General features: G+C 63.5%; 15 protein-coding genes and 1 pseudogene. 10 read left to right on the top strand and 6 right to left on the bottom strand.

The genetic code is table 11. The features are described 5' to 3' along the window. Positions 1-67: 67 nt before the first annotated feature. From BC360_RS00460 to BC360_RS00450, 3 genes are all read left to right on the top strand, one after another. Positions 68-331: a hypothetical protein gene (locus BC360_RS00460; protein WP_025427439.1), complete on the top strand. Its 264-nt coding sequence runs from the start codon at positions 68-70 to the stop codon at positions 329-331. Positions 332-752: 421 nt separating this feature from the next. After that, the gene (locus BC360_RS00455; RefSeq protein ID WP_065793869.1) at positions 753-2,312 is read left to right on the top strand and encodes a caspase family protein; all 1,560 of its coding nucleotides are present in this window, start codon (positions 753-755) and stop codon (positions 2,310-2,312) included. A 274-nt stretch (positions 2,313-2,586) separates the two neighbouring features. Then, positions 2,587-3,279 (top strand): redoxin domain-containing protein, encoded by a 693-nt coding sequence (locus BC360_RS00450; RefSeq protein ID WP_065793868.1) that lies wholly within the window; start codon positions 2,587-2,589, stop codon positions 3,277-3,279. A gap of 61 nt (positions 3,280-3,340) precedes the next feature. On the opposite strand, the gene BC360_RS32045 is transcribed toward BC360_RS00450, so the two are convergent. Next, on the bottom strand, positions 3,341-3,484 hold the full coding sequence (locus BC360_RS32045; RefSeq protein ID WP_161491347.1) for a hypothetical protein: 144 nt from the start codon (positions 3,482-3,484) through the stop codon (positions 3,341-3,343). An 88-nt stretch (positions 3,485-3,572) separates the two neighbouring features. Between BC360_RS32045 and BC360_RS00445 the strand changes: the two genes are divergently transcribed. Further along, positions 3,573-4,340, top strand: coding sequence for an MBL fold metallo-hydrolase (locus BC360_RS00445; protein ID WP_065793867.1), 768 nt, complete (start codon positions 3,573-3,575; stop codon positions 4,338-4,340). A gap of 16 nt (positions 4,341-4,356) precedes the next feature. Here BC360_RS00445 and BC360_RS32590 read toward each other — a convergent pair. Continuing rightward, positions 4,357-4,413 (bottom strand): annotated as a pseudogene (locus BC360_RS32590) (hypothetical protein); the annotation flags it as partial. A gap of 42 nt (positions 4,414-4,455) precedes the next feature. Then, the gene (locus BC360_RS00440; RefSeq protein WP_065793866.1) at positions 4,456-4,731 is read right to left on the bottom strand and encodes a hypothetical protein; all 276 of its coding nucleotides are present in this window, start codon (positions 4,729-4,731) and stop codon (positions 4,456-4,458) included. Between the two features lie 107 nt (positions 4,732-4,838). On the opposite strand from BC360_RS00440, the gene BC360_RS00435 reads away from it, so the two are divergent. Next, positions 4,839-6,059, top strand: coding sequence for a DNA-binding protein (locus BC360_RS00435; RefSeq protein WP_065793865.1), 1,221 nt, complete (start codon positions 4,839-4,841; stop codon positions 6,057-6,059). A 9-nt stretch (positions 6,060-6,068) separates the two neighbouring features. Further along, a complete protein-coding gene (locus tag BC360_RS00430) occupies positions 6,069-6,737 on the top strand; it encodes a DUF5074 domain-containing protein (RefSeq protein ID WP_065783408.1) in 669 nt (222 codons plus the stop codon). 173 nt (positions 6,738-6,910) lie between these two features. On the opposite strand, the gene BC360_RS00425 is transcribed toward BC360_RS00430, so the two are convergent. Then, positions 6,911-8,320: an adenylate/guanylate cyclase domain-containing protein gene (locus BC360_RS00425; protein ID WP_065793864.1), complete on the bottom strand. Its 1,410-nt coding sequence runs from the start codon at positions 8,318-8,320 to the stop codon at positions 6,911-6,913. A gap of 211 nt (positions 8,321-8,531) precedes the next feature. Between BC360_RS00425 and BC360_RS00420 the strand changes: the two genes are divergently transcribed. From BC360_RS00420 to BC360_RS00405, 4 genes are all read left to right on the top strand, one after another. After that, complete coding sequence (locus BC360_RS00420) at positions 8,532-9,599, top strand: cyclic nucleotide-gated ion channel (RefSeq protein WP_065793863.1); 1,068 nt, start codon at positions 8,532-8,534, stop codon at positions 9,597-9,599. 142 nt (positions 9,600-9,741) lie between these two features. Beyond that, a complete protein-coding gene (locus BC360_RS00415; RefSeq protein ID WP_065793862.1) occupies positions 9,742-10,575 on the top strand; it encodes a response regulator in 834 nt (277 codons plus the stop codon). A gap of 407 nt (positions 10,576-10,982) precedes the next feature. Continuing rightward, a complete protein-coding gene (locus BC360_RS00410; RefSeq protein ID WP_244512641.1) occupies positions 10,983-12,275 on the top strand; it encodes a sensor domain-containing diguanylate cyclase in 1,293 nt (430 codons plus the stop codon). Positions 12,276-12,454: 179 nt separating this feature from the next. Continuing rightward, on the top strand, positions 12,455-12,937 hold the full coding sequence (locus BC360_RS00405; RefSeq protein WP_065783403.1) for a VOC family protein: 483 nt from the start codon (positions 12,455-12,457) through the stop codon (positions 12,935-12,937). Between the two features lie 237 nt (positions 12,938-13,174). On the opposite strand, the gene BC360_RS00400 is transcribed toward BC360_RS00405, so the two are convergent. Together BC360_RS00400 and BC360_RS00395 are read right to left on the bottom strand one after the other, a co-directional pair. Beyond that, positions 13,175-13,774 (bottom strand): YdeI/OmpD-associated family protein, encoded by a 600-nt coding sequence (locus BC360_RS00400; RefSeq protein WP_065793861.1) that lies wholly within the window; start codon positions 13,772-13,774, stop codon positions 13,175-13,177. Between the two features lie 399 nt (positions 13,775-14,173). Beyond that, positions 14,174-15,178, bottom strand: coding sequence for a GlxA family transcriptional regulator (locus tag BC360_RS00395; RefSeq protein ID WP_057210910.1), 1,005 nt, complete (start codon positions 15,176-15,178; stop codon positions 14,174-14,176). Between the last annotated feature and the right edge of the window lie 66 nt (positions 15,179-15,244).

Below are 15,244 nucleotides of genomic sequence, written 5' to 3'. Positions count from 1 at the left end.
GCCACCGTCGCAATCCGACGGGGTGGCCGGCTGGACAAAAGGGCGGCGCCGCGGGCGTCGATGGGCGATGAAGACATTTGTGATTGCTTTGCTTTCCGGCGTGCTGGCGGCAGGGGCGGTATCGGCCGCGACTGTCACGAACAAGGATGGCGAGACTGCTGTTCTGGTTGTCGTCGAGGGTGAAAGCCGCATGGAAGTGGCGATCAGCGCCGGCGCCACGGAGATGATCTGCCCCAGTGGCTGCTTCGTCACCACGCCGAGCGGCGACCGCATCGGCCTGCAGGGCGACGAGAATGTCGAGATCGTCAACGGTTCGGCGATCGTCAAGTAAGAGCACCTCTTCATACCGGAATTTCGAAACGGCGTCGGGATCACCCGGCGCCGTTTCCGTTTCGGGACCTCGCCGGCAAAATCCGCATGCAAGGGGCCGTAAACCGAATGGGTTAGAGCCCCCTAATCCCATTTGGCAATTGAATGAAATGCGGCCATCGTTCGTTAATCCAGGGACGAGCTTGCCAAGCGTTTTCGTGCGGAACGGGTGTCGGAGGGGCGGGCCGGCCGCATTGACAGGGCCGGCAATGGACCGCACCCTTCAGATTGTCGGCCGGTGCGCGGGCGGCGGGGCAGGCGACTTTGTACGCACTAAGGTCGCTGCAGCACTTTGAACTGCCGCATGTTTTTATCCTTAAATCGGCAAGGATTTAAGGAAACACGCAATAGGGACATGGACGGGCATGTCCGGGGGGTATGACATGCATTGCCTTCGCATGGTCATGACGGTCTTCCTGGTGCTGATCTGTTCGCAGGCGCTTGCCGAAAAGCGGGTGGCGCTGGTCATCGGCAATTCGGCCTATCAGCATGTGCCGACGCTGCCCAACCCCGACAACGATGCCGGCGACATGGCGGCCAAGCTGAGGGATCTGGGCTTCGAGGTCGTCGTCGGCCGCGACCTCGATCTTGCCGGCGTCCGCAACACGATCCGCGATTTCGTCGGCAAGCTCGACGGCGCCGACCTGGCGCTGTTCTACTATGCCGGGCACGGCCTGCAGGTGAACGGCGAGAATTACATCGCGCCCGTCGACGCCAAGCTTCTTTCCTATATCGACCTCGAATTCGAGGCGGTGCCGATCAACCTGATCCTTTCGGCGATGGAGCGCAGCACCCGGGTCAATCTGGTGTTTCTCGATGCCTGTCGCGACAATCCGCTGGCCGTCAATCTTGCCCGTTCGATGGGCACGCGCTCCAGCTCGATCGGCCGGGGGCTGGCGAAGGTCGGCACCGGCATCGGCTCCCTGATCGCCTTTGCCACCCAGCCCGGCAACGTCGCGCTCGATGGCGCCGGACGCAACTCGCCCTTTACGGCCGCTCTGCTTCGCCATCTCGGCAAGCCGGGGCGGGACATTACCCGCGAGCTGATCGACGTGCGCCGCGACGTGCTGGCGGCGACCGCTGGCAAACAGGTGCCCTGGGACAATTCCTCGCTGACGGGCGAGGTGGTGCTGAAGCCGTCGACGGCGCCGGAAGCCGCCGCATCGACCGGCAGCGGCAAGGGGGATAATGCGGCCGAGCTTGCCTATTGGGATACGATCAAGGGATCGAGCGACCGGGACCTGTTCGACGCCTATCTCCAGCAATATCCCGCCGGCACGTTCGTTTCTCTGGCCAAGGCGAAGATCAGGATCATCGAGCGCGCCGCTGCCGATGGGGCTGCGGCAACCGAGCAAGTGGCCGCGCTGACGCAGCCGCCGGTTACCGAAACCCCGGCGCTTGAAACCACTGAGCCGGACCGCGAGCTGGTGCGCTCGATCCAGAAGGAGCTGAACCGCGTCGGCTGCCGCGCCGGCAGCGAAGACGGGCTCTGGGGTTTGGGCAGCCGCCGGGCGCTGGAGCAGTTCGCCAGGCTCAGCAAGGTCGAGCTTGCGGCTCTCGAACCGTCTGGTGACGTGCTGGCGCGATTGCGGACGCAGAAGGCGCAGATCTGCCCGCTTGTCTGCGCCCAGAACCAGCAGCTGAAAAGCGGCCGCTGCGTTGACGTCAAACGCGAGGCGAAGCTGCCGGAGCCGTCGAAGACGCGCAGCACCGGCGAGACGCCGGCCAAAAAGACACCATCGAACGCGATCACGGCGCCGGATGACGCCAAGAGAAAGAGCTTCGCCAGTTGCCCGGCGAGTGCCCAGCTTGCGGCCCGCCAGACGTTGCAGCCCGGCACGGGGCGCGGACGCACGGTGAGATCCGCCACGCATTCTTGCGGCCGCGCCTTCGTTTGCCGCCGGGCCGCCCGCGGGCAGCCCTGGGATTGCGACTGGCGGTGAGAGCACCGCGCAAACCGTCATGGTCGCGAGACGACGTGATTGGCGAGTGACATTCGAGCGCCGCGCGTCAAATATGACGCGCAAGGGACGCTGTAACGCTTTAAACTTGCTGCATAATTCCTTAGATCGGATCCGATTTAAGGAATTGTGCAGCAGAGCGTTTCCGGTACAGACGGAATGGTGGAAACGCTCTATCTCTTTGTTTGTAGGCAATTCCGGACGCAAAACGCTCCGCACTTTTGCTGGAATTGCTCTGGAGGGAGGACGGTTTTCCATGGCGAATGAGCTTCCAGCACTCTCCCCAGGGGAGGCCGCTCCAGCGTTCTCGCTGCCCGCTGCCAACATCGAGGGCATGGTGTCGCTCGCGGACCTGCGTGGCCGACCGTTCCTTATCGGGCTGTTTCGCGGCCTGCATTGCCCGTTCTGCCGGCGTCAGCTCCGGCAGTTTTCAGCACTCCAGCCCGCCTTGCACGAGGCGGGCGTCGAGACGCTGGCCGTGATCAACACGCCGGTGGAGCGGGCGCGGCTCTATCTCCAGTTCCAGCCGACGCCGGTCACGGTGCTGTGCGATCCCGACTGCCGCACGCATCGTGACTTCGGTGTGCCACGCGTCGTCTTCGCGGCAGCCGACAGCGGGGAGAAGCCGCAATGGCCCTTCCACACCAGCTTCGAACAATTTGCCGCCGCGCGCATCAACCCGAACGGCGAAATGGCCGAGCCGATGCAGCCGATGGAGGCCAATACCGTGCTCAATGCCAAGGATGGCTTCGAGCTGCTGGACGCCGACCGGTCCATTTTCGAGAATCACGGCACCCAGCTTGTCGGCCATTTCCTCGTCGATGCATTGGGCCGCATTGCCTGGGCTGAGATTGAGGCGCGCAACGGGCCGGAGGCGATCGGGACTTTTCCGACCGCTGAGCGGATCATCGCCGCCGCAAGAGATATCGCGATTTCTTCCGCCAAGTAGGGCACGGCGATGATGGACGCGGCGGTGGCGAAGGCTGGGGCCTTATGCATGCGCCGATGTTTCAGTCGCGCCGATAACCGAAGCCTGTTCGCGTGTCGCGCTGTTGGCGGTCTGCCTCGGCCGGCCCGCCCGCGTGTTTTCGGCTCGCGTAGACGAGGGCGATCGAGGCGGCGATGAACAGCGGCAGCCGGAAAGGCTGCGGCAAGGCCGCATTTCGGGGCTTGATTTTACCGTGGCAATCGCAACGATCCGGCTACCTTCAAACATGGCTCGCCGCCAGAGGATGCACCCCCATGAAACTGCAGCTGATCCGTAACGCCACCCTGAAGCTCGACTATGCCGGCCGCACGGTGCTGATCGATCCCTATCTCGCGCCGAAACACAGCCTGCCATCCTTCGCCAATCGGTCGGAGAACCCGATGGTCGAGCTGCCGGTGTCGATCGACACGATCCTCGACGGCGTCGAGCTGGTCATCGTCTCGCACCTGCACTCCGATCATTTCGACAGCGTGGCCAAGCAGCGCCTGCCGAAGCATCTGCCGATCTTCTGTCAGCCAGGCGACGAAGGGGAGATCCGCGCCGCGGGTTTTACCGATGTTACGCCGCTCAATGACCGGGCCACGTGGCAGGGGCTGACGCTGACACGGCGTCAAGGCAGCCACGGTCTTGGTCCTGTCGTCGAGCTGATGGGCTCGGTCATGGGCTTGACGCTTGAAGGCGAGGGCGAGCCTTCGATCTATTGGGCCGGCGACACCGTGCTCTATCCGCCGGTCGCAGACGTGATCGCCGAGACGAAGCCGGACATCATCGTCACCCATTCCTGTGGCGCGCGCTGGGACGGCGACCTGATCGTCATGGACGCGCAGGAAACCGTTACCGTCTGCGAAACATCCGGCGATGCGGTGGTCGTCGCCACCCACATGGAGGCGCTCGACCATGCCACGATCAGCCGGCAGAACCTGCGCGAGGCCGCCAAGGCGCGCGGCATTTCCGCAACGAAACTGCTGATCCCGGCCGATGGCGATGTGCTGGTGCTGTCAGCGCCTGCCGTTGCCGGGTGAATTCCTTTTCGGCGGCAAGTAGTTCCAGGCGCGCCTTCAGCCACGCCTCAGATGAAACGATTTCGTTCTGCATGGTGTTGGTTTCCTTCGTGTTGAGATCCTTGTCGATCGGGCCTTACGGCCGATGGGCGGAGCTTCGCCCGTCGGCGATCAGCCTGAGCCAGGGCCCGGCGTGGAAGGCACTCATCAGACCGTACATCGCAACCATTCCCGTCAGCGGTGACGTCGGCGCGGTCGTGCAGAGCATGTCCCGTTCGCCAGCACTCAGAACGCCGGTCAGCAGCGCCATGATCGCGAAGGTCGGGCTGGCGAGGAGTGAAAGCTGGTCGGATAGGCCAAGTGCTATCGCCCTTCGCCATCCTTCAATCGTTCCGGTTCTGTCCGTCGTCATTTTCGGATATCCATTCGTTGGTCGGTCTTGCAGGTCGCTGCCGATCTGCGGGTACAGTTAGCGCCGGATGCCGGGAGGACGGGAGTTACAAGTTTGACGGGATTGCGATGGACTCGCTGATCACGGCTGCAGCGCGGGCGCTGGCGGCGGGCGATCCGCTCGGTGCGCTCAAACGCGTAGCACTTCGCGACGACGCGCCGGCGCTGGCGCTGCGCGGGATTGCGATGGCCCAACTCGGCGATTTCCCGCGCGCAAAGGTTTTGCTGAAAAGCGCTGCGCGCGCGTTCGGCGCAAGGGAGGCGGTGGCACGGGCGCGATGTGTCGTCGCCGAAGCCGAGATTGCGCTCGTTTCGCGCGATCTCGGCTGGCCCGAAAAGGCGCTCGATACGGCGCGCGCCACGCTCGACGCCCGCGGCGATCGCGCCAACGCTGCTCATGCGCGCAATCTCCAGGTCCGCCGTCTGGTGCTGATCGGCCGCCTCGACGAGGCCGAGCAGGCGCTTGCCGGTTTCGACCCGACGCCGTTGCCGCCCGCGTCGCGGGCCGCCCATGCTCTCATTGTTGCGGGCATCGCGATCCGGCGCTTGCGCACCAAGGTGGCGCGTGAGGCGCTGGTGCAGGCCCGAGAGGCGGCGCGCGAAGCGGATATCCCGGCACTGATCGCCGAAGTCGACGGCGCATTCCTCGCGCTCGCCAGACCGGCCGCGCGCTTGATCGTCCGAGGCGAGGAGAGGGCGCTGCTGCTTGAGGAGGTCGAGGCGTTGCTGGCGTCCGGCGCACTGGTCGTCGATGCATGCCGCCATGTCGTGCGGGCAGATGACAGGGTCGTGTCGCTCGCAACGCGCCCGGTTCTCTTTGCGCTCGCCCGGACGCTGGCCGAAGCCTGGCCCGGGGATGCGCCGAGGAGTTTGCTTCTCGCCCGCGCCTTCCGGGCCAGGCACGCCGATGAATCGCACCGCGCCCGGCTGCGCGTCGAAATCGGGCGGCTTCGGGCAGAGCTACGGGACGTGGCAGAGGTAAGGGCGACAGGGCGCGGTTTTGCACTTCTGCCGCGGCACGCCGGGAAGGTCGCCGTGCTGGCGCCGCCCGTCGAGGGGCAGCATGGCGCGGTGCTTGCCTTGCTCGCCGATGGCGAGGCGTGGGCGAGCTCGGCGCTGGCGATCGCGCTTGGCGCCAGCCCGCGCACGGTGCAGCGGGCGCTTGACGCGCTTAGCGCCGCCGGCAAGGTGCAGTCGGTCGGGCGGGGGCGTGCGCGCCGCTGGATGATGCCGCCGGTGCCGGGTTTCCCGACAGTGTTGTTACTCCCCGGTCCGCTGCCGAGCGATTAGGATAAAACGATGAAACGAACCTCCGCCGAAATTCTCCGCGAATATGGCCCCTTTCCCGGTGCCGACCACGTGCATGGCGTTACCTTCGACGGCCATCACGTCTGGTTTGCCTCCGGCGATAAACTGAATGCGCTCGATCCCGAAAGCGGGCAGGCGGTGCGCTCCATCGACGTCGCCGCCCATGCGGGAACGGCCTTCGACGGGCAGCACCTGTTCCAGATCGCCGAGGATTGCATCCAGAAAATCGATCCGAAGACCGGCCGCGTGCTTTCGACGATCCCGGCGCCCGGCAATGGCGGTGATTCCGGCCTTGCCTGGGCCGAAGGCACGCTCTGGGTGGGCCAGCATCGGGGTCGGAAAATCCATCAGATCGATCCGGAGACGGGGGCCATCCTGCGCACTATCGAGTCCAACCGCGTCGTCACCGGCGTCACCTGGGTCGACGGCGACCTGTGGCATGGCACCTGGGAAGGGGACGTCAGCGATATCAGGCGCATCGATCCGGAAACGGGCGAGGTGCTGGAGAGGCTCGACATGCCGGCCGGCATGGCCGTGTCGGGGCTCGAGGCCGATGGCGGCGACCGCTTCTTCTGCGGCGGAGGCTCAAGCGGCAAGGTGAGAGCCATCCGCCGTCCGAAGCGGCCCGCGGCAGCCGACCGCAGCGCCAGAAGCAAATAGTCCACGCTCTCACTCTGGGTGCCGCTTACGCTACAGCGCCGCGCGTCAAACATGACGCGCTAAGGACGCTGTAACACTTTAAACTTGCTGCATAATTTATCCTTAAATCGATTCCGATTTAAGGCTAAATTATGCAGTAGGCGGTGCGTCGAAAACGCTTGCCGACACCGCGTTCAAGGTATGGCGAAAATGCTGATCTCGTTGGTGATGCCGCGCAGCGTGACGTTGTGGGTCATCGGGTTGAGGCCGCGGTCGCTGAGCAGGCCGGCGGCGGCCGGATCCTTGAGCACCGCGCTGGTAGCGAAGATCTCCTGGGCGGTCGCCAGGTGCTGCACGCGGGAGGCGATGTTGACCGTCTGGCCGAAATAGTCCTGCCGCTCGTTGAGGCTGACGGCGATGCAGGGACCTTCGTGGATGCCGATCTTCAACAACAGGTCCTCGCTGCTGCGCTCCTGGTTGAGCTGGCGCATGGCCTCGCGCATCCGCATGGCGGCGGCAATGGCGCGGTCGGGCGTCGGGAAGGTTGCCATCACGGCGTCGCCGATCGTCTTGACCACGGCGCCGGCCTCGGCGGCCACGATCTCGTTGAGCACGCTGAAATGGGTCTTCACCAGGTCGAAGGCGGCGAGGTCGCCGACGCGCTCGTAAAGCTCGGTCGAGCCGCGCAGGTCGGTAAACAGGAACGTCAGGCTGGTGATCTTCAGGCGCTGGTCGACGTCGATCGTATCGGTGCGATAGATGTCGCGGAACGTCTGGTTGGAGAGCAGCCGCTTGGCCGTCAGGAAGGGGCGCCGGCGCCCGAGCAGCGCATGCAGCGCTTCGCCGGCGACGCAGACACTCGGCAGGGTGCGCACCTCCGCATGGTTTTCCACCTGGATGCGCAGCGGCCCCGGTTGCAGGCTGATGGTCTCGTTGTGCCGGTGCGTGCGGTCGAACACCAGGGACAGGTTTCGCTTTTCCTTCGTCGGCTCTCCCGATACGTCGAGGAACTGAGCCGCATGGGTCACCGGCTCGAAGATGATGACGAACTCTGCCGGAAGCTGCAGCGCGATGACCGCCTTTTCACCGGGCGGCAATTCGAGCGTCTCGAGAACGAATTCTTCGACCATTTCCTCGTAATCATCGTCCGGCAGGTCGACGCCGGAGCCCCAGTAGATCTGGCGGAAATATTCGGCGGACGACAGTTCGTGCGGATTGTGGGCCTCGATGTGGCGGACGCGGGGACTGACGGTAAAGGTCACCTCGATCATCTCGTCCAGCGTCGGCTCATAGCCGGCGGCGCAGAGCGCGCAGGTATAGGCCTCGCTCTGCACTGTCTTCAGCGAGGTGTTGGCGTCGAGCACGCCGCCGCAGCCCGGACACAGCACATTCCAGGACAGTTCGAACAGCCCGAGGCGCGAGGCGTGCAGGAAGCCGGCGATCGTCTTTTCTTCGTCGAGCGCGTATTCGGCGGCAAAGGCGAGCGCATTGATGCGGCCGAGCTTGCGGTCCGGCGCGTCACGCACGTGCCGCTCGAGGGCATCGGCGAAGGCGGGTGCCACCGACTGGCGAAGCACGTCGAAGAGGGCCTGGGTTTCGCTCATGGTGGTATCTTATACTGAAATAGGCGCGCGGTCAGCGCCTTGTCTTGGCGGCTGGGAAAGTGAACCGGCTCTTCGCCCAGCCGATGGGAGCCGGCGCCGTGTCGACGCTTTTGCCAAGGTCAACTCTGCTCCAGGGCCGACTCGTTCGCCCCTTTGCGCTTGGCCTGAAGCATCTTATTGTAAGATGGTGGTAGGCCGCGGGGGGTGTTGAATGTCGGCACGGCCGTTCTCGAAGATTTCTGCGCCGCTCGGCGGGCTGCTCGCCGTGATCGGGCTCGTGGCGGTCGCTGCACTGACGACACCGGACATAACCGGACGAACCAGGCTCAGTTTGGAGGTGCTGCTCGCTCTCATCTGGGCCATCTATATCCTGCAACTGATCGAGACGCTGATGGCGCAGCGCGCGAGAGGCGTTCGGGACAGTATGCCGGCGATCGCTATCGATGCGCTTGCTGTCTTGGTTCCTCTCGCCGCGGTGCTGTTCGTCGGCACGCGCGATCAGAGCCTCTACTGTGCCATCTGGCTGCTGAAGCCTCTGCGCGGATCGCCCTTCTTCCGGCTTATGGGCAGGGTCCTGAGCAAAGAGGCCCGTAACCTGATCGGCATCACCTCGATCTTCGGCATCGTTCTTTTCTGTGCGGCGCTCGCGGCCTATCTCATCGAGCGCGACGTCCAGCCCGACACGTTCGGCAGCATCCCCCAGGCGATGTGGTGGGCGGTGGTGACGCTGTCGACCACCGGCTATGGCGACAAGATTCCGCAAAGCTTCGCCGGCCGCGTCCTTGCCGGGCTGGTCATGATGTGCGGCATCGGCATCTTTGCGCTCTGGGCCGGCATCCTCGCCACCGGCTTCTACGAGGAAGTCCGTCGCCGGGACTTCGTGCGCAATTGGCAGTTGGTGGCGGCCGTGCCACTGTTTCAGAGGCTTGGCTCGGCCGCGCTCGTCGAGATCGTGCGGGCGCTGAGGCCCCGCGTCGTGCCGGCGGGCGCCGTCATCTGCCGTAAGGGCGAGACCGGCGACCAGATGTTCTTCATCGTCGAGGGTCGCGTCAGCATCGCGACACCGAACCCGGTGGAGCTGGGCGCTGGCAGCTTCTTCGGCGAGATGGCGCTGATTACGGGCGAGCCCCGCTCGGCGACCGTCAGCGCGGCGACCGAGGTCTCGCTGTTGTCGCTGTATTCGGAGGATTTCCAGATGCTGTCCAGCAGCAACCCGGAGATCGCGGACATCATCCGCAAGACTGCGCTCGAGCGGCGCGGCGCGCCGCCGAAAGCCTGACGGCCCCGTATGCCATCGGGTCGTATGCCCAGACCTGAACACAAGCGCGCCAAGCAGCCATTTCACCGGCCGCTCATTAACAGCCGGGAAAGTCTTTCTCCCCTAGCATGGCTTCGGGGACACTCATTCTTATAGGCGATCAATGTCATTTTTCGGCGTTTCCGGAATGTACTATTCCGGTGAATCCCTTGCTGAGCACCGCATCGTGCTTGCCGAGGACTCCAACCTGTTTTCGTCGATGGTCTCGAAGCGGCTGAAAGAGCTGTTCGACATCGACGTCATCGTCTGCCGCGACTATGACGATCTGCAGTTTGCCGTCGAAAATGCGACGTTCCCGGCGTCGCTGGCCATTTCCAACATCAATCTGCCCGGCGCCGAAAATGGCGAGGCGCTCAACTATCTCATCGAGATGAGCGTGCCGACCGTCGTCTTCACCGGCTCATTCCAGGAATCGACGCGCGAGAAGATCCTGGCCATGGAGATCGTCGACTACGTCATCAAGGACAGCGTCTTTGCCGTCGACATGCTGGCGGAATCAGTCTGCCGGTTCCTCACCAACCACAAGCACCACGTGCTTGTCGTCGATGACAGCCCGACGGCGCGGGCACTTCTGACGACGCAGCTGAAGCGCTACAACTTCCGCACCAGTTCGGCCGAGAACGGTGCCGTTGCACTCGAAATCCTCAAGAACAATCCGGATATCGGCCTCGTCATCACCGACTACAACATGCCCGATATCGATGGCTTCGAGCTGACGCGGCGCATCCGCAGCGCCTATGGTCCGCATCAGCTGCGCATCATCGGCGTTTCGTCCTCGACCAACCGGCTCCTGTCGGCGCGCTTCCTCAAGGCCGGCGGCAACGACTTCGTCGTGCGCCCCTTCGTCAACGAGGAGTTCTATTGCCGCGTCAACCAGAACCTCGACACGCTCACCAAGATCAAGACCTTGAGCGAAAAGGTCAAAGTCCCGGCATAGGCCGGCGACCGAGCTCGCCGGCTGAAGGGTCAGCAGGCACGGCACCTGGACCTTGCCGCCGCCTTCGATTGAAGGCGGCCGCGCTCTTCCGTCGGTCATTCGCGCCGGCGCCATTGCAGCTTTCCTGCGCTTGCGAACCCCAAAATTACCCGGGTCGCGAGAAAAGACTCCTTACGGTTGCCGCATTAACGAAATTGCAATCCGGACCGTTTTCAATCGGCGGCAATAAAAAGTGGGGAACCCGGTAGCGCCTGGTCATGCCAAGACGAAACGTCTGGCGCGATCCGTGCCGGGTATAATCGTATATTGGGAGCCAGCGTCGCCCTTTGGGGACAGCACGCCTGCGGCTCGAAATCGGGATTTGCAGGGACGTGAGATTGCGCCGCACGCCGGGTCGGATCAATTCTGTGCAGAAGCACGGCGACAAGCGCATGCTGCTGATCGAAGATTCCCGCATGTTTGCCACTGCGCTGAAATACGGCCTGGAAACCGTGCATGGCATCCGGGTCACCCATTGCGCCTCGCTTGAGGCGCTGCGCCAGGAAATGACTGCCGCCCCCGGCAGCTTCTCGCTTGCGGTGCTTGATCTCAACCTTCCCGATGCGCCCAATTGCGAGGCGCTCGACTTCATCCTCGCCAACAATCTGCCGGCCGTGGTCTTCACCGCGGCGTTCAACGACAGCACGCGCGACCAGATCCTTGGCCGCGGCGCGCTGGACTGCGTCATCAAGAACCAGCCGGAATCGATCAATCTGCTGATCGGTGCCGTCGACCGGGCCTTGACCAACGGCAAGACGACGGTGCTGCTTGCCGATTCCGACACGCCGTCGCGCGTCGAGCTTGCCGGCATCCTGCGCCGGCAACGGATTTCCGTGTGCGAGGTCGCCTCTGCCGCCGATGCGCTGCAGGTGCTCGATTCCGGCGAGGCGATCGATCTCGTCGTCACCGATCTCGATCTCTCCGACATGAGCGGCGCGGCGCTGCTTGCCGAAGTGCGCCGGCGCCAGGGTGACGAGGCCCTGCCGGTGATCGCGCTTTCCGACAGCGGCGACCGCCGGATCGGCGCGCGGTTCCTTGAGGCCGGCGGCACGGACTTCATTCAGAAGCCGTTCCTGGAGGCCGAGTTCAACGGCCGCATCGCCTATGCCGCCGGTATCCAGAAACGGCTGCAGACGCTGCAGCGCCAGGCGGCGAGCGATTATCTGACCGACATCTACAACCGCCGGCATTTCTTCCTGACCGGCCCGCGCCTGGTCGAACAATGCCTGCGCCGCGGCGAGACGACCGCCATCGCCATCCTCGACATCGACCATTTCAAGCGGCTGAACGATACCTACGGCCACGAGATCGGCGACGTGGTGCTGAAGCATGTGGCCAAGCGGCTGACGGCGCTGGTCGACGACGAACACCTGCTGGCGCGCCTCGGCGGCGAGGAATTCGGCATCCTGTTCAACGGTTTCGACGTCAAGCGCGCATTCGCCTTCTGCGAGAAGCTGCGCATCGAGCTTGCGAAATCACGCATCGTTGCGGATGACGAGGAACTGTCGATCACCGTGTCGATCGGCCTTGCGACGATCGAGGCGCCGGAATCCTTCGAGAACTACCTGCATGCGGCCGACCAGTTTCTCTATATGGCCAAGCATGCCGGCCGAAACCGCGTGATCTCCGAGCTGGCTTTGCTCGACGCACTGGCGTCGTAGATAGCAATCCGCCATTTTCCTGATGGTCCAGCGGGGCGGATTTGTTCCCGCATGACCGCGCGATAGCGTTGGTTGCCGGTGTGCCCGCAATAAATCCCTGGGCATTGTCGGCCCTGACATCCGCGAAACGTCCTCTAGTTAGCTGGACATGTTGCAGCTATGCGAAGAGGAGCCTGCATATGACGAATGTTGTTTCGAATCTCTGGTTTGAGAAGGATGCGCTTGAAGCCGTCGAGTTCTACATCTCGCTCGTCCCCAATTCGGCGATCATCCGCACGACGACGCTGCCTGCGGAGTCGCCGAGCGGTCCGCCCGGCAGCGTCAAGGTGATCGAGTTCACGTTAGGCAAGCAGGAATTCATGGCGCTCGAAGCCGGGCCGCTCGACCCGTTCAACCATTCCTTCTCGATCATGATCCAATGCGACAATCAGCAGGAGATTGATCGTCTTTGGAACGCGCTGCTCGAAAACGGCGGTGAGGCCGAGCAATGCGGCTGGCTGCGAGATCGCTGGGGTCTGTGCTGGCAGATCGCGCCGAGGGTGCTGGGCGATATGATCGCCCATTCGGACCGCGAGCGTGCCAAGCGGGCAACCGAGGCGATGCTCGGCATGGTCAAGCTCGATATCGCCGCACTCGAACAGGCGTTCCATAGCCACGGGTGAAGAACCGCCGGGGAAAGCCCGGTAGGGAGGGGCAAGGACTGAAGGTTTGACCGGCGCGAGGGCCTACTGCATAATTCCTTAAATCGGATCCGATTTAAGGATCAAATTATGCAGCAAGTTTAAAGTGTTACAGCGTCCTTAGCGCGTCATTTTTGACGCGCGGCGCTGTATCGGTCCCAAAGCCGGATCGGCGCAGCGACGCCGGTCTTGGCCGCTGCTCGGACCACCCGGTGCCGGCTATTTCCTCGCCTGCGGATAGATCGTCTCGCCGCGCTTCAGCATCTCGACGAAGGTCTCGATCTTTTTCCTGCGTCCGGCCTCGGTCTTCATGTTGTGGGTGCGGAAGGCGAGGGCGAAGCGGTTCTGCTCGCTGAGCTTTGCCAGCATTTCCTTCGCGCTCGGCTCGGCGTCGATCGCCGCCTGCAGGTCTTCCGGGATCTTCATGTCCTTGCCGCTGCCATAGGCGCGATCCCAGCGGCCATCGGCTTTGGCCTTCTCGACCTCTTTCAGCCCGTGCGGGGTCATCCGACCTTCGGTGATGAGCCGGGCGACATTGTCGACGTTGATCTGGCTCCAGATGCTTTTCTTGCCACGCGGGGTGTAGCGCTGCAGGAAGCTCCTGTCGTCGAGGCCCTTGCGCACGCCGTCGATCCAGCCCCAGCAGAGTATCACGTCGATCGCTTCCTTCGGTGTGATCGATTTCAGCCCGGAACTCACCTTGTGGATCTTGATCCAGACCTCGGTTTCGCTGGCGTGGTGGGTGCCGAGCCAGGCGTAGAAGCGCTCCGCGTCCTCGAATTCGTGGACCTTGTCCGGGTCGATTATCACGGGTGCCATAGGGCGGTTTGCTCCTGATCGTGGCGTGCCTGTGCTCAAACGCGGCACTAAGACGCCTGTGATTCCCAGGTTGCAACATTCAAGGCAAAATCGCGCGCGGGCAAGCCACCCGTCCGTCGAACGGTCCTTTCGCGGCGCAGGCGCGGATGGGGTGTGACAAAGTCCGCATATAGGCGGCTGCCGAAGCGGATGCCTGAGTTCTCCTCCCGTCATCCTCGGGCTTGACCCGAGGATCCATTTTACGACGCAAAGGGCGCTATTGCGCGAGCGACCTGGATGCTCGGGTCAAGCCCGAGCATGACGGAGCGGAGAAGCTGCTGGCGATCCCGTTACGCCGCAGCTCGTCACCAGCAAAAAGGGCGGAAAACCCGCCCTCTTGCCTGTCCGTTTCGGCCGGTCCTATCGCGCCATCTGCAGCGTCAGCTTGCGGTCGGCGCGCTCCTGTTGCGGCGAGCGATTGTAGAGTTCGCGATAACACTTGGAGAAGTGCGACGCGGAGACGAAGCCGCAGGCGACGGCGACTTCGACGACCGGCATCGACGACTGGATCAAAAGGTGGCGAGCGCGGTCGAGCCGGATTTCCAGATAGTAGCGGGCAGGGGAGCGACCCATCTCCTGGCGGAACAGCCGTTCGATCTGGCGGCGCGACAGGTCGGCGCCCTCGGCGATCTCCAGGAGCGACAGCGGTTCGGCAAGGTTGCCTTCCATCAGTTCGATGATCGACAGCACCTTGGCGTTCTGGACGCCGAGACGGGCGCGCAGCGGCAGCCGCTGGCGATCGTGGGGCCCACGCACGCGGTCGGTCAGCGCCTGTTCGCAGACGCGGTTGACGAGATTCTCGCCGAAATCCTGGTCGATTAGGTTCAGCATCATGTCGAGCGAGGCGGTGCCGCCGGCGCAGGTGTAGATGTTGCTGTCGATTTCATAGAGGTCGGCATAGACGTCGACCTGCGGGAAGTTCTCGGAGAAGCCCGGCAGGTTTTCCCAATGAATGGCGCAGCGCTTGCCCGTCAAGAGGCCGGCCGACGCCAGCACATGGGCGCCGGTACAGAGGCTGCCGACGGCGACGCCACGGTTGTAGACCTCGCGCAGCCAGGCATTGACCGACTTGTTGTTGAAATCCTCGACATAGATGCCGGAACAGACCAGCACCATCGACGGGCGGTTTTCGCCGCCCAGGAACTTGCGTTCGTCGGCAAGAGACGAATTGACCTCGAGGGCGATTCCGCTCGAGGAGAGAACCTTTTCGCCGTCGGTCGATGTGAGGCGCCATGTATAGGCCTCATAGCCGAGCATGCGGTTGGCGATGCGGAGCGTTTCGATGGCAGCCGAAAACGGCAGCATGGAAAAGTTCGGCACCAGGAAGAAGACGAGAGAACGCTTTTTGGTCAAGGGCTTGTTCATGTGGCTTCCCATGCTTGGCGATGCCGTATATTCGTCGCTTGGAAGATACTATCCGGCTTGTCTGTT

It is taken from the genome of Ensifer sp. LC163 (genome assembly GCF_001695855.1).
Taxonomy (GTDB): domain Bacteria; phylum Pseudomonadota; class Alphaproteobacteria; order Rhizobiales; family Rhizobiaceae; genus Ensifer.
This window is presented reverse-complemented; position numbering and strand designations above follow the sequence as displayed.